This window comes from Caldisphaera sp., from assembly GCF_049974385.1.
Classification (GTDB): Archaea; Thermoproteota; Thermoprotei_A; order Sulfolobales; family Acidilobaceae; genus Caldisphaera.
This window is the reverse complement of record NZ_JBMFIW010000001.1, coordinates 106,801-122,188: the sequence shown is the minus strand read 5'-3', so window position 1 is coordinate 122,188 and position 15,388 is coordinate 106,801. Positions and strand designations below refer to the sequence as shown.

Genomic DNA, 15,388 nt, shown 5'->3' with positions numbered 1-15,388 from the left:
TAATAGTATCAAGCGGTGATACTGTTGATTTCACAGCAGCAGAAATGTGGGCACAGGCATTACATGAAATGGATCCAAATATAAATGCACAACCATTATATGAGCCATTTTCAACAATAATAAGTTACATGATACCAGGCGAAAATCCAATGGCTCTATATTACTTAGGGTGGATATCAGGATATCCAACAGCAAGTTTTGCTGCAGACTCAATATATTTAGCTAGCGGTGCTTATCCATCACCAGATGGATGGAATATAACTTATTTGAATAATTTATCTGCGTATTTCAATAAGACAGGAAATACTAATGTTGGTGCTATGATTTGGCAAGAATCTCAAGAATTCCAAGAAATGAATAATGTGTTGCAAGAGGCAGACAAGGCAGATTTGGCAGGCAATTTAACAGAAGCTATAAATCTCTATAAACAAGCAGAACAGATGGCCATAAATCTATATATGTATGTATATACAATACAGCAAAACCAATATTGGGCCATAAAGCCATATATGCATGCTTATCAAGGAAATATATTAGCATGGGAAGAGAATCCATCATTTAATGGCGCAGGAGATAGCTGGTATTTCTGGTGGTATAAGTAAAATTTTAACCTTTTTTTATAAATATCGAAAGATAAGTTTATAAAATTATTTTTTAATTAAATTAAAGGTGTGAAAATTGGTAAGTATAAGTTCAATTGAAAAAGTTTTTTCTAAAGATATACAAGAGCTTAACAAAAAAGTTAACGCTTTTGTCACTTTTAACGAAAATGCCATAAATGAAGCTGAAGAAATGACTAAAAATGGTATAGAACCAATACCTGTTGGTATTAAAGATATAATATTTACGAAAGGCATTAGAACTACAATGGGTTCAAAGATATACCAAGATTTTATTCCAAAACAAGATGCGTTCATAGTTAAAAAAATTAAAAAATTAGGATATGTTATTGTTGGAAAGACTAATACACATGAATTTGCATCAGGTATAACTACAACATCTACAATTTTTGGACCAACTAAAAATCCTCATGATTATAGTAGAATAGCTGGAGGAAGTAGTGGTGGTTCAGCTGCTGCAGTAGCCGCTTCAATAGTTCCAATATCTATTGGTACAGATACTGCAGGATCTATTAGAGTTCCAGCATCTTTATGTGGAGTATACGGATTTAAACCTACATATGGAAAAATAAATGTTAATGGAGTATTTCCATTAGCTAAATCCTTTGATACTTTAGGTTTCTTTTCTAAAGATATTAATCAAATAATAAATATCTCAATAAAATTTGGTTTATATAAAAATATTGATATTAAAAAAATAAGAATTGGAATTCCAAAATGGTATAAAGTACCAGAAGAATTAAGGAATTATAATAGTGAACTCATTGAAAAAGTTGAGAATAAATTTTTAGACTATATAGCAAAATTGGGTTATGATTATAGTTTTATTGATATGCCTATAGCTCAAAAATATGTTTGGAAGTATTTTCCAGTAATAAGGTATAGTGAGGCGACATCAGTGCATATAGTTAATAAAGACAGATGGGATCAATATTTTCCCGATGTGAGAAGGCTGCTTGAAAAAGGATTAGAATACAGAGCAACAGATTATTTAGAGGCTTTAAATCATAAAAGAGAAGTTAAGCAAGAGCTCAAAAAGATTTTAAAGAAATTTGATGTATTATTAACACCAACGACTCCATTACCTGCACCAACTATTGATGAAGTTTTAGGGAAGGAAGATGGAATAATTAGAACACTTTTGACTCATGAAACTGTATATTCTGCATATGCTGAGGCTCCTACAATTTCTATACCAGCATTAAAAGTTGAAAATTTGCCTGTTGGTATACAATTAATAGGAAATTATAATGAAGACAGCAAGTTGTTAACGATAGCAAGCATGTTACCTATTTCATTATAATTTTTTATAAGCTTTTAAAAATTTATAGCCTTAAATACTAAATTGAAAGTTATTTGATATTTAAACGTATTAACTCCAATAAAATAAAGTTAATAGGAATACTTTTTAAAAAGTTTATTAAATAAATAATAGAATGTTTAAATAGATAAAATTTTATATAAAAGATGGTGTTTAGGTGTGAATGATTATCTACCTCTTAAAGGTGTTAAAGTATTAGATCTTTCTCATACATTAGCTGGCCCGTTTGCCACACTAATAATGGCTGATTTAGGGGCAGAAGTAATTAAGGTTGAACCTCCAGAAGGAGACGAGTCTAGAGAATTTTCCCCTATAGTAAATGGTGTAAGTTCATATTATCTTTCAATAAATAGGGGAAAAAGAGCGTGGTTCTAAATCTAAAAGATGAAAATGATAAAAAAATTGTATAATTTGGCAAAAGAAAGTAATATAGTTATTGAAAATTATAGGCCAGGAGTTAGGGAAAAATTAGGTGTAGATCCTCAAACATTGTTTAAACTTAATAGCAATTTAGTTTATTTAAGTGTCAAAGGTTTTAGGAGTAACAGTATTTATAATGATAAACCTGCTTATGATATGATAATACAAGCTATGAGCGGTTTAATGCTCACAACTGGTAGGGAAAATGATCCTCCCGTCAGAATACCTTTTGCTTTATTTGACATAATAACTGGTGAAATGGCAGCTATATATGCCTTGTCTGGCCTTTATTCTAATGCAAAGCCATATTATGCAGAAGTATATTTATTTGATAGTGCATTATTTGCTATGTCTTATATACCTATGATGTATCTAATTGCTAATCAAAAGCCAAAGAGACTAGGATCCGCCCATCCAAGCATGGATGAGGTGAAGAAAAAGTTTATTAATAAAGCGTAAATATGGGTAGTCACAATTATTTAAATTAAATATGGGTGATTAATATGAGTGAAAATGAAAATATTAAAGTTGAAAAGGATTATCCTTTAGTTTGGATTATTATTAATAGAGAGAAATATGCAAATGCGTTGGGAAGTAAAGATATGTTTGATCTGAAGAACTCTATTGAAAATTCATGTAAAGATGAGAACGTAAAAACTATTGCTATAATTGGGGCTGGGGAAAAATACTTTACATCAGGTGTTGATTTGAATGAAATATCGAATTTAGATGATGTAGAAAAATCATGGAATTACTTATATAAAGGATTAGGAGGAGTTATTAAAGCTATATTAGATTGCAGGGTACCCGTTATAGCAGCTATTAATGGTTATGCTATTGGAGCAGGATTTGATTTAATATATGCTGCTGATATGGCATATGCTGTAAAATCTGCTAAATTAGGTGTTACAGCAGTTAAATGGGGTCTAATTCCTCCAATAACATCTACTGTTGGTTTTATGATGGCAAATTCTAAAGCCGTATCATATTTGGGTTTAACTGGAGAATTGATAACTGCTGAAGAAGCAATTAAATATGGTTTCATTAATGACGTAGTAGAAAATATTGAATCTCTAAAGATAAAAGTTAAGGATATAGCAACTAAAATAAGCAAGAATGATATTTTAGCAGTTGAACAGATTAAATCATTAATTTCATCTGCTAAGTTTAGTCCTTACATTTATGCAGGTTCTTCTACAATTGCAGCATTTGCAGCAAGAAAAGAAACAAAAGATAAAATCAAATCTTCATTTAAAAAATAATTTTTTAATTAATAAATTGATTAATAATAATGGAAGTAAATTCTTTGCAATTTAGAAGTAAAAAGGTAGCAATTTTTCTTGGTAGCTTAATAATACTTTATTTAAAATTCTTTTTTTATTACCTTAAATGGGGTTTAAGATGGGTGACATATTAGTAGGGGTAGATGTAGGAGGAACTTTTACTGACGCGATATATATAGATCCTAATGGTGTCATGAAAGTTTCCAAAGTCTCTACAACGCCAGCAAAGCCCGAAATAGGCATAGTAAATGCCTTAAATCAGATAGTAAAAGGAATTAAAATACCTGAATTATTACATGCAACCACGATTGCTACTAACGCAATATTAGGTCAAGTTAAATTGGAACTTCCAAATACTGCACTATTAACAACAAATGGTTTTAAAGATATAATAGAAATTGGTAGGCAAAATAGACCTAAGCTCTATGATCTTTTCTTCACTAAACCTAGACCATTAATTTTAAGAAAATTCAGATATGAAATAAACGAAAGAGTTAGCGTAAATGGAGAGATAATTAAAGATATAAATGAGAATGAGATAACGAACATAGCTAATGAATTAATAAAAAATAATATAGAAAGTGTTGCAGTTTCTTATCTTCATTCTTATATAAATCCAAAAAATGAAATTAAAACTAAAGAAATATTGAGTAGATATTTTAAATATGTAACTATATCTAATGAGATAGCTCCAGAACCAAGAGAATATGAAAGAACATCAACAACTGTAGTTAATGCCGTGTTAAGGCCAATAGTATCTAGGTATATTGATATGCTTTCCTCTTCTTTAAAAGAATTTGGAACAGAAAAGATTTATATAATGTCAAGTTCTGGAGGATTAGTTAATACAATAGATGCATCGGAAAGGCCTGTGCAAATGATTGAATCTGGTCCTGCAGCTGGTGCTATAGCTGCTGCAGAACTTTCAAACATGCTTTCAATTAAAAATTCAATAGGATTTGATATGGGAGGAACAACAGCAAAAGCTAGTGCAATAATTGATGGTAAATTGGAAATAACAACAGAATATGAAGTAGGAGGAGAAGCACACCATGGAAGAACTATTAAAGGTTCTGGCTATCCTGTTAGATTCCCATTTATTGATTTAGCTGAGGTTTCAGCAGGTGGAGGTACAGTTATATGGAAAGATGAAGCTAATGCATTAAGAGTTGGCCCAATAAGTGTTGGAGCTGATCCAGGTCCAGCATCTTATGGCAAGGGCGGAGATAAAGCATCAATAACAGATGCCAATTTATTATTAGGTAGAATAGGCAATAAGCTTGCAGGAGGAGAAGTTAGCTTAAATGTGGAATTAGCTAGAAAAGCTTTATCAAATTTAGGTGATCCTGAGGAAATATCTATATCAGCTCTTGAATTAATAAATTTAGAAATGGCTAGAGCAGTAAGGTTGGTAACTGTAGAAAGAGGCTTAGATCCTTCTTCATTTTCAATAATAGCATTTGGGGGTGCAGGCCCACAACATGCAGCTATGCTAGCAGAAGAATTAGGTTCGCAAGAAGTTATTATACCTCCTGAGCCTGGGTTATTTAGTGCATTAGGCCTTTTGATGGCAGACTCCAGGTTTGAGGCCAGATTGGCCTTTCCAAAAGACTTACAAGATGCTTTTGATAAGCTTGAAAAAGAATTAGTTAAAAAAGTTGGAACTTTAGATTACTTTATAAGATTATTAGATGTAAGATATCAAGGCCAAGGATATGAATTAACGATTACTGCTCCTGAAAAATTAGATAAAGAATCAATAGAAAAAAGCTTTGCAACTGTGCACTATAATACTTATGGATTTACATTAAATAGACCTATAGAAATTGTTATGTCAAGAGTATTCGGAATCAAAGTCAGACCAAAGCCTTATTTGGGAGAAGCTAAGGAAGGTATTGAATTAAAGGAAAAAGGCTTTAGGAAAGCATATATAAGCAAATCCTGGGATGAAGTACCAGTTTATGAAAGAGATTCTTTGCCTAGAGGATGTAAAATTAAAGGGCCTGCAATTATAGATGAATATAGCTCAACAATTGTTATTCCAAGAGGTTGGAAAGGAGAAGTAGGTCCTCATAGAACTGTTATTTTGAAGAGGTGATAGATTATGGTTTCATGGGAAATTATACATAGAGCTACTTCATTTATATCGGAAGAGATGGGAGTAGCTTTGAGAAGATCTGCATTATCTCCAAATATAAGGGAAAGAGCAGATCATAGTTGTGCAATAATAGATGCTAATGAAAGAATAGTTGCTCAAGCGGAACATATACCTGTTCATTTAGGTTCATTAAGGGTAGGTATAAAGAATTTATTAGATTATCTCGAAAAGGAAAGAATAGAATTAAATGAAGGGGATATGATATTTTCAAACGATCCTTATTTAACTGGAACACATCTAAATGATGTAACAGTTATATCAGGAATTTATTATAAGGGTAAATTAATCGGTTATACTGCAAATAAGGCTCATCATGTAGATATTGGAGGGCCGGTTTTTGGTAGCATCAATCCGCAAGCAACAACTATTTATGAGGAAGGAGAAATAGTTCCTCCAGTAAAATTGGTAGAAAAAGGAGAAATTAGAGATGATATATTAAAAATGTTTTTGGCAAATGTAAAATCTCCTTTAACAAATGAAGGCGACCTTAAGGCCCAAATAGCAGCTAATTTGACAGGTATAAAGAGAGTTAAAGAATTAATAGACAAATATGGGCTTGATCAAACAATCGATGGGTGGGAAAATTCAATTAAATATGGAAGAGAATTAGCATTAAAAGAAATATCAACTTGGCCAAAAGGTGAATTTACTGCAGAAGATTATTTAGAAACAGGTACAGATTTATCTGGTTTAGTCAATATTAACGTTAATGTGAAAATTACAGAAAATAATGTTACAATATTATATCCAAAATTAATTAAGCAACTTAGAAAGCCTTTAAATGCAGTATTTGGAGTAACTTTTGCTGCATCATCTTTCGCAATTAGATCTTTAATGAAAGGTGATATACCTACTAATGAAGGTCTATATTCAATTATAAACGTTATAGCAGATGAGGGGTCATTACTTAACGCAACTCCTCCTGCACCAGTTTCAGGAGGAAATTTAGAGACCAGCCAAAGAATTGTAGACGTAATCTTACTTGCTCTTTCAAAAGCAATGCCAGATAGGATTCCAGCTGCTTCATCTGGCACAATGATGAATGTTATGCTTGGCGGATATGACAAAAATGGGAAACCATGGGCATATTATGAAACTATAGGAGGAGGTAGCGGAGCCAGGCCAAATGGAGATGGCGTTTCTGGTGTACACACTAATATGACGAATACTATGAATACTCCAATAGAAATAACAGAATCTACTTATCCGATGTTTTTTACTTCATATAAAATAAGAGAAGGAAGTGGCGGAGAAGGAAAATATAGAGGAGGAGACGGGATAGTACGTTCGTTCAAAGTATTATATCCAGCTAGGTTGGCGGTTATGTCTAGCAGATTTTTAACAAATCCTTATGGTTTATTTAATGGGAAGCCAGGCAAGCCATCAAAACTAACTATAAAGAGGAAAAATGGAAGTATCGAAGATATAAAACCTTTATCTGTTATAGAATTATTTGCTGATGATGAAGTGATAATTGAGACTCCAGGAGGAGGAGGCTATGGGTAACTTTTATAAACTGTTTACGTAACTTTTATATAATATAATTTAATTATTTTATATCAATATTATAATAAAAATTATATTATATATTTTTAGAAAAGCTTATATACCGTATCTTATAAAACAGAAAAGGACAGGTTATTGTGTATTGCGCTCGGCGGTATTAGCGTTAAGAGGAATGTTTCGAAGAAAAGTCTTCTCGGAACTTTATCTGTTCTTGTAGTTTTAGTTATAATTTTAACTGGAACATACATTTATGTTAATAGTTTAAATAAAAATAAAATTCCTACGCAAACAATCTCATCAGCCGAAAGCACATCATCTACTTTAACAAGCAGCGTTATCACAACACAATATCAAAACGTTTCAGTTATTTCAAGCTTACAGCCCCTAATACCAGAAAGTTATTCCATACAAGTTAATCAACCTTTAGAAGTAAATATACCTGACTTTAAACCTGGCGATTATGCTTTAGTTTATGATGGGGAAGGCAATGTATTAAATGTAAGCAGCAGTAGTTTTAATGTAAGCTTTAATTATCCGGGTCAATACTTTTTATATTATAATTTGTATAGCAATAGCAAGTTCTTAGGAAGTTCATCAGATAACTTAATCCAAATTATAGTATTTCCGTCTTTAAACTTTAATCAGTCTAATTTATTAACAGTACCTGTTATATCATTAAGTAGCGGTTCTATATTAACAGCGGGTGAACAATTTAATATATCACTTGCGTTTTTACAACCACCTTCAGGAACAAATATTACTATAAAAGAATATATATTATCATTAGGTAATGGAACAAATATAATTATACCTTCAAAGAATTATACGGGCTATGCAATTCAAGCATATGTAACCGGTTCTGGCAATATTAGCTATGTAGAGCCTGTAAAAAGTTTTGTAACAGTTGCATTCAATAAACCTGGTCTTTATCCAATATCTTTAACTATTGTTACTGAAAATATTTCATCAGAGAAGACTTATAATTATACAGTATATCAAACGGTTGCAGTATCATCTCAAGAAGAACAATTTAGCTTATATTCAGGTCTATCGAGTATTTCAAATCCAAATACAATCATTGATGCTGAAGTTGTTCCAGGAGGACCTTTTACTTTTGATCCATCTTTATGGATTGACACTATAAGTCAAGAAGTGATAAATAACATATATGGTTCTTTAATATGGTATTATCAATCTAGTACAACTAAATTTATACCAATGATAGCTGAATACATACCTACAGTTGGCAATTGGTCTAATGTAACAGCTAGATATACTTACGGCGCAATTTCCCCCAATTATACAGTATATATTTTTAAAATAAGGCCTGGTCTAAAGGCATCTAATGGAGATCATATAACAGCGTATGATGTATGGTATAGTATGATAAGAATGCTTGTCTGTGCTGGAGGTTTTCCCGGTGCTGAGGGAACTTATTTAGCTCCATTTACTGTTCCTAATTACAATTTTTCTACTTTTATAGTTAAGTCTCCAAACGACTCATTAGGTGCAGAAGATATAATCAATTCAGTATCATATAATAACGAGACAAACACTGTTACTTTTCATTTGATTCAGCCAGTAAATCCAGTCTTTTTCTTTAATGTCATGACATCATTTGATTATGTAATGGACGCTAAATGGTTGAACCAAGTCGGTGATGGATTAAACTTAACTGGATTATATGATGGAAACTATACACAATTAGCTCAAGCATTTTATCAATACCAACAAACTTGTAACGCAGGAAATTATAACACTAAAGTTCAGTGGCCATCCTCTAATGCTGGTTTTACTGGTCTCTATTATATAGCATCGTTTACACCAGGGGAAAGTGTTGTATTAAAGCCAAATCCTTATTGGCCAAATAATATAGCATATTTCCCTAAACCTAATGATACAATTATTATAGATTGGGTACAGGATCCAACAACAGCACTAAATATGTTAGCAAGCGGGGAGGCTGATATAGTTACTTTTCCGAAAATAGAAATATCTCCATATTTGCCAAAACTTGAACAATTGCAATATCAAGGCAAGGCTAAGATATATGGGTTTTCTTCTCTTAATATATGGTATTATGATTTTAATTTAAATGCTAGTGAGCAATTATTAAAACAAATAAATCCATCTTATAGTATACCTTCATACTATTTTGCAAACCCATTGGTTAGAAAAGCATTTGCTTATGCATTTAATTATTCAGAATATATAAATGATATACTAGGTAATGCAAGGTATAATATGAACTTTGGACAACCATGGTGCGGAGTTTTATTACCAGGGGTAGACTATTCAGTGCCTCCATCTCAATTAAGCAATTGTCCAACATTTAATTTAACTTATGCAAAGCAATTAATGGAAGAATCAGGTTTTTACAATATAACAGTTAACTTCCCAATAATAGTATCAAGCGGTGATACTGTTGATTTCACAGCTGCAGAAATGTGGGCACAGGCATTACATGAAATGGATCCACACATAACTGCAACACCTTTGTATATGCCAATATCTACGATAGGTGCTTATGATGTTCCAGGGCAAAATCCAATGCCTATTTATAATGATGTATGGTACGCTGATTATCCTCTTGCAAACGACTTTACTGATGCCCTATATTTAGAGACAGGAGTTTACCCAGCACCTAATGGATGGAATGTTTCTTATTTTGAGAATTTGAGTAAATACTTTGCTTCACAAGGTAGTTTACAATTGGCACAAATATTTGCCAATGAGTCACAACAATATAACAAAATGGATAGCTTAATATTAAAAGCAGATAAAGAAGCTTTTATAGGAAATGTAACTGCAGCCCAAGAATACTATAAAGAGGCTGAACAAATAGCTATAAATCTTTATCTCTACGTCTATACTTATCAACCAAATTTAATATGGATTATAAAGCCATATATGCATGGATTTAATAATCAAATAAGTTATGAAGAAAATCCCATAGATGGGGGAGACTCTGTTTTCTATTGGTGGATTAAAGGTTAATTTTTTAGTTAATACTAGTTGCTATTTAAAACATAATTTTTATTTATCTGTTAGGTTTGAAAATTGTTGGTTATACTTTTCCGATAGAAAAATATTTTTGGCTAAAATTAAATAGTAAGTTATAGAGGGTGAAAAAAGTGGGCTCGATTATTCTGAAAGGAAAGCTATTTACTGGCTATGATATAGTAGAAAATGGAGAAATAAAAATAACTGGGAGTATGATAGAAAAAGTTGGTGAGAAAGGTTCCATAGAGATAAAAAAAGATGACAAGGTCTTTGATTTCAGTGGTTTAACTATAATGCCAGGTTTAATAGATGCACACCTTCATTTTTTTGGTGGTACTTCTCATGATTTGATGGATTGGGTTACAGTAAATCCTCAGACTGCTATGCTTAGATCTACATTGGATGCTTTCAGGTTATTAAGCTCTGGATTCACAACTGTTAGGTCGTTGGGAGATAAAACGTCAATAGCTCTTTCTAGGGCATTCAAAAATGGAGAGCTTTTAGGCCCTAGAGTTTTCTCGGCTTCATATTCAATTGCCCAAACAGGTGGGGATGATGATCCAAGAATATTACCAATAGATATCGCAAATAGGGGTTTGGGCTTCATTGAATTTTCATGAATTTATATCCAATTCTCAGCCCTTGGGCTTCACCAGGGTCACGGGATAACCCGTTACCCCTCCGCCCCTTTAGCGGGATAACCCCAACCCACACCCGCGGTATTTCACGGATGTGGGGAAACCCGCACATCTTGAGGAATATGTTGAGGGACGCATTCAATTGCCTATCTAAGGTGAACCCACACCTTTCACACCTAAAAGTCCTGCCGACCTTTCGGGAAACCCATCCACATCTGGGGCAGGACTTGGAAGTTAGGTGTGGGTTAACCTCCTTAACAAATGAACCATACATAGCTCTGTAACGCACGGTATGATATTCCTAAGCGTTGGCATACTTCCTTAGGCCTCAGCATCATTAAGCACCATAATTGAATTCACATACAAAGTATATAAACTTCACGGTTTATCGGAAACTGTTGACGACGGCTTCTAATGAAGTTGCTATGATTGACTTTCCTGACCCAAATCCTTATTTTTTTAGCATACCTCTTGTACCTTTAAACTCCCAAGAGGCAGTACTTTTTGTTGCTAAGTGGGTAAGACCTGGGGGGTTTATAATAGGACCGGTTTATCTATCTCAATTCCCAGAGTTCTATATAAATCTTTTACTTGGTCTAGGACAACAAGGTAATGCTGGAATATCAGGCAATGATCCCTTGGATCCATGTTATGCGGCATATGAGAACTTTACATCAGGTAATAGTCCCACAGCAACTGCAACAAAAGAAAACTATACATTCTTTTGGGCGGCCCCAGAGTTTGGTTCTACCTTTACACAATATGGAATCCCAGGATATAGCGATGGTAATGGAACATTTTATTGGGACACATGTATCGAAGTTCCTCATGGTATATATACGAGCTTGAGCGTTTCTTCGATGGTTATAAATAATGTGATAGGGTATGAAAGCTATTTAGAATCTCCTACAATGTATAATAATAGCGGAAGGGAAGAACAGCAGACTAGTGCTATTGACTACTATTATGGCTATCAGATGTATGAGAAAGGAAACAATAACGCTTTTATAATAGAACCTGGTGGCAACCTATATGGTACAAGCTGGTTCCCAGCACCTACATCAGAGACCTCTGGTTATAGTATATCAATAGCCCTTGGATCAGGCCTTCCAACAGTAAGTGTAGGAATAACAGTACCAATTGGTTCTGAGCATATAGGTGGTTCAGCCAATCCAATGAAAACAATTAATGTAGGCGGAACAATGGTTTATATAGATAACATTACTTGGGTTTTTAATTTTGAGGGCTCTAGTGTTTCCGGTAAGGCCTTTAGCAACGAATTCTTAGATAATACTCCTCCAACTATAATTCTTCCCAACTTTTCACCTACTAGCTATTCAATAAAAAATTACTCTGTTACATTTAATGTTGACTTCTCAAATTATGCATTGACTTGTTATATACCAAGAGCACGCACCACTCCTCTTTTCACATACGAGTCTATATGGACTAACGTCAACTGGTACCTAGTTATTGTACCGCAATCGTCCAGTCTGGCAAACGTTACAGGTGTTACAGGTCTGTTTCTGTCTTCACAATGGCCAAATTCATATGTCTCAGGAGTATCTTCAGGTAGTAATTATCCGGACTGGAATTACTCTAGTTGCACGGGATAGGCTTCTGATAATAAAATTTTGTTTCTATTAAGTTTAATGTCTTTATTGTTAATATGCTGTCTTAAAAGATAAGAGTCTTGGAGATCTTGAGCCTTTTTTCTTTAATAGTAAAGGGTTATTGTTTGTTCCTATGCTTTCGAAACTTTAAGATTATTTTAGTGTTTCTACTATATTCATGCTCTCTTAATTTTTATGAAAACTATATGGACGTTTACTTTCCTATAATCAGATCTTTTGACAAAAACAATAAGCCTCGCCCTTCCAGGGGTGGAATAAAAATTTTAAATTCTAAAACGTTTTAAAGTATAGTAAAATGTGTTCCCATAGGGGGATGCTTGATAAGGGCTCTACATATCTCCGAGTCCCTAGAATCTAGGAGTGGATGGTTCTCAGTAGTGAAGGATAGGGGAATGGGCTGAAGGCCCAGCCATTGGTATACCGCTAAACGAGTGGAGCGGGGTTGGTGTTAAACGCACCCACTAGCTATGAGACGATGAAAATGAAGGCGGTAAACCACAAACCTATTATCCTCCTAAGGGAAACCCTCACCCTTTAGGGCGAGGAGAGGTCGGTTCAATCAAAACCCCTTTTAACTCTCAATACTAATTCGCTTTCAAGTTTTGCAATGAATTGTTTTTATTAATGTACTTTCTTAAATGGTATCCTTTTTATGTAACCACATTTAACGCATCTAATGGTTAAGTAGTGCATTTTTCCTTGGGATTTAATCCTTACGCTTGATGTAATGCCAGGCACTAATGTTACATGGCAATTTTTACAAATACTTCTCTTGATATTTAAAGGTATTTTGACTTTGTTTTTTAAAGATATTCTAAAAATTAATTCATTTAATTCTCTAGCATAATTAATATTTCCTTTGATAGTTTCCTGGCTTGATATATTGTACAAAATTTCTATTCTTTCATGTACGAGTTCCTCAAGTTTAGCTTTCTTGGATCCCTTCTTTAACTTGCTTTTCTTCAATTTTCTTCAACTGCCTATTGTACATTTCTATTAATTCCTGTTCTGTTGTAGCATCCTCAGGACCTTTATCTTCTCTCCAATTTAAAAATCTTGGGAATCTAATAGATAATCCAGCGCCTTCTTTTAATTTATTATAGCAGCATGTGTGCAATGGAGATAATGTAAGTTCTGCTCCAATTATTTCCGCAACTTTTACTGGTTCAAACCAAAGATCTGGTTCTATACTAGAATCAACCCTTGGATGCTTATGATCAATTATATAAGGCTTAAACAAATCATACATCTTGTTTAAATCATCATCAGTATATCCGCTCCCTACTTTACAAACTGTTCTAAATACATCTTTATCTGGATCATAGGCTGCGAAAAGTAGTGTGCCAATCTTTCCTCCTCTTCTTCCTCTACCGTAAAATCCTCCTACAGCAACCAGATCAACGGTATCCGTCATTTCACTCTTGTAATCTCTCTTTAGTTTTATCCAAAGCCAACCCCTAACTCCAGCTCTATAGATGCTTTCATCATGAACTGCCTTTACCATAACGCCTTCAGCACCTTCTGATATGGCAGTCAAAAAGAAGTTCCATAAGGTTTTTGAGTCGCTAGCCTCAATATATTTTGCTATGTTGACTTTTTCATTTTCTTCAACAACACTTTCTAAAGCTTTTCTTCTATATGGTAAAACTCTTTTGGTTAGGTCTTCATCTTCGTTAAGCAAAGCATCGAATAAAAACGTCTTAACAGGTATCTCTTCAACCATTTTCTGTATATCATATTTTCTTCTTCTGTGCATTAATTCCTGGAATGTTCTTAACTCTCCAGTATCGGGATCATAAGCAACAATTTCACCTTCTAATATGGCTTTATTAGCCTTTACGCTTTTTTTAATAGCTTCTACAACATCAGGATACATGTCAGTTATATCCTCAAGTCTCCTAGAAAAAATTTTTATCTTATCTCCATCCTTATGAAATTGGCCTCTTTCTCCATCATACTTATATTCAACAAAGGCTTTTCCATTAACCTTTTGCAATATTTCTTCTGGGTCGCTTAATCTCTCAGCTAGCATAGGTCTTATAGGTGTTCCTATTTCAGGCTTTAGCTCTTTAATTGAATCAATCCCTTGTTTGGCAATTATTGTTGCTATTTCGCCTAGATCAGCTCTTAGATTATAGGCTCTTTCCACTATATCTCTATATGAATTGCTACCCCCATAAGAAATGGCAAGAGCATCTAAGATTGTTGCATCACCTACTCCTAATCTTAATCTGCCTTCTAAGAATCTCACAATATATCTTGCCTCAATTGGTTGGGCATCCTTTAATAATCCAGCTATAAGCCTAAGCTTTAAATCCCTACTGCCTTCTCCTTGAGAATACGCAATTTTTAAAAATGTATCAAAAACCCTGCTAACCGTTAAGTAGTTTTGTTCGCCTCCAATGTATGCTATAAGACTGCCTTTCTTTTGCTTTCCTTGAGAAAAATTTTCTGCTAGTTTTCCTAAATCACCTACAGTATTATATAATTTGTTAATTTCTTGTTCAGATTTTCCAAAAGCTAAAGATAATGCCTGGACTATGAGTTTTTCTCCTATGCCAAGTTCTGGTATATCTTTCCAATCAGGACCAAGCCTACCTTGGATTAAATATACTACCTTTCCAATAACTTCAGGTGGAGAATCCTTTATTAAATTAACAAGTAGTTGAGTTAATGCTATTCTTGATGTTATTTTTTCCATGTTATCAAAAGTTTCTGCCACCTTACTAAAAGGAAGATCTTTTTGAACTTGTTTGCTCATATTTATCCCCTTTTATTATTATGTAATTCTATGCCTATAAACTG

At 33.5% G+C, this 15,388-nt stretch carries 9 protein-coding genes and 4 pseudogenes; 9 read left to right on the top strand and 4 right to left on the bottom strand.

Annotated elements, in window-relative coordinates; all coding sequences use genetic code 11:
* The 8 genes and pseudogenes from ACP5GV_RS00595 to ACP5GV_RS00560 all read left to right on the top strand — a co-directional run.
* A pseudogene (locus ACP5GV_RS00595) lies at nucleotides 1-602 on the top strand (ABC transporter substrate-binding protein); the annotation flags it as partial.
* A gap of 76 nt (nucleotides 603-678) precedes the next feature.
* Nucleotides 679-1,923 (top strand): amidase, encoded by a 1,245-nt coding sequence (locus ACP5GV_RS00590; RefSeq protein WP_428070071.1) that lies wholly within the window; start codon nucleotides 679-681, stop codon nucleotides 1,921-1,923.
* 177 nt (nucleotides 1,924-2,100) lie between these two features.
* Nucleotides 2,101-2,820, top strand: a pseudogene (locus tag ACP5GV_RS00585) (CaiB/BaiF CoA transferase family protein).
* A gap of 44 nt (nucleotides 2,821-2,864) precedes the next feature.
* On the top strand, nucleotides 2,865-3,623 hold the full coding sequence (locus tag ACP5GV_RS00580) for an enoyl-CoA hydratase/isomerase family protein (RefSeq protein WP_292320106.1): 759 nt from the start codon (nucleotides 2,865-2,867) through the stop codon (nucleotides 3,621-3,623).
* Nucleotides 3,624-3,762: 139 nt separating this feature from the next.
* Entirely contained in the window at nucleotides 3,763-5,742 is a 1,980-nt protein-coding gene (locus ACP5GV_RS00575) for a hydantoinase/oxoprolinase family protein (RefSeq protein ID WP_428101716.1), read from the top strand.
* A 6-nt stretch (nucleotides 5,743-5,748) separates the two neighbouring features.
* On the top strand, nucleotides 5,749-7,308 hold the full coding sequence (locus ACP5GV_RS00570; protein WP_428101713.1) for a hydantoinase B/oxoprolinase family protein: 1,560 nt from the start codon (nucleotides 5,749-5,751) through the stop codon (nucleotides 7,306-7,308).
* A 135-nt stretch (nucleotides 7,309-7,443) separates the two neighbouring features.
* On the top strand, nucleotides 7,444-10,305 hold the full coding sequence (locus ACP5GV_RS00565) for an ABC transporter substrate-binding protein (protein WP_428101711.1): 2,862 nt from the start codon (nucleotides 7,444-7,446) through the stop codon (nucleotides 10,303-10,305).
* A gap of 137 nt (nucleotides 10,306-10,442) precedes the next feature.
* The gene (locus ACP5GV_RS00560; protein ID WP_428101709.1) at nucleotides 10,443-10,931 is read left to right on the top strand and encodes an amidohydrolase family protein; all 489 of its coding nucleotides are present in this window, start codon (nucleotides 10,443-10,445) and stop codon (nucleotides 10,929-10,931) included.
* Here ACP5GV_RS00560 and ACP5GV_RS00555 read toward each other — a convergent pair.
* Nucleotides 10,915-11,226: pseudogene (locus ACP5GV_RS00555) on the bottom strand (transposase); the annotation flags it as partial. The gene ACP5GV_RS00560 and the pseudogene ACP5GV_RS00555 overlap by 17 nt on opposite strands.
* Nucleotides 11,219-11,284, bottom strand: a pseudogene (locus ACP5GV_RS00550) (IS607 family transposase); the annotation flags it as partial. The pseudogenes ACP5GV_RS00555 and ACP5GV_RS00550, both read right to left, overlap by 8 nt.
* 63 nt (nucleotides 11,285-11,347) lie before the next feature.
* Here ACP5GV_RS00550 and ACP5GV_RS00545 point away from each other — a divergent pair.
* The gene (locus ACP5GV_RS00545) at nucleotides 11,348-12,565 is read left to right on the top strand and encodes a hypothetical protein (protein WP_428101707.1); all 1,218 of its coding nucleotides are present in this window, start codon (nucleotides 11,348-11,350) and stop codon (nucleotides 12,563-12,565) included.
* 639 nt (nucleotides 12,566-13,204) lie between these two features.
* Here ACP5GV_RS00545 and ACP5GV_RS00540 read toward each other — a convergent pair.
* Nucleotides 13,205-13,549, bottom strand: a complete 345-nt coding sequence (locus ACP5GV_RS00540; RefSeq protein WP_428068933.1) for a ribonuclease P protein component 4 — start codon at nucleotides 13,547-13,549, stop codon at nucleotides 13,205-13,207.
* A complete protein-coding gene (locus ACP5GV_RS00535; RefSeq protein ID WP_428101705.1) occupies nucleotides 13,509-15,344 on the bottom strand; it encodes an ATP-dependent DNA ligase in 1,836 nt (611 codons plus the stop codon). Before ACP5GV_RS00535 ends, ACP5GV_RS00540 begins: the two co-directional genes overlap by 41 nt.
* Between the last annotated feature and the right edge of the window lie 44 nt (nucleotides 15,345-15,388).

Coding starts and splice junctions, on each gene's coding strand:
- ACP5GV_RS00575 (WP_428101716.1), top strand. CDS start 3,763: ATGGGTGACATATTAGTAGGGGTAGATGTAGGAGGAACTTTTACTGAC.
- ACP5GV_RS00580 (WP_292320106.1), top strand. CDS start 2,865: ATGAGTGAAAATGAAAATATTAAAGTTGAAAAGGATTATCCTTTAGTT.
- ACP5GV_RS00535 (WP_428101705.1), bottom strand. CDS start 15,344: ATGAGCAAACAAGTTCAAAAAGATCTTCCTTTTAGTAAGGTGGCAGAA.
- ACP5GV_RS00570 (WP_428101713.1), top strand. CDS start 5,749: ATGGTTTCATGGGAAATTATACATAGAGCTACTTCATTTATATCGGAA.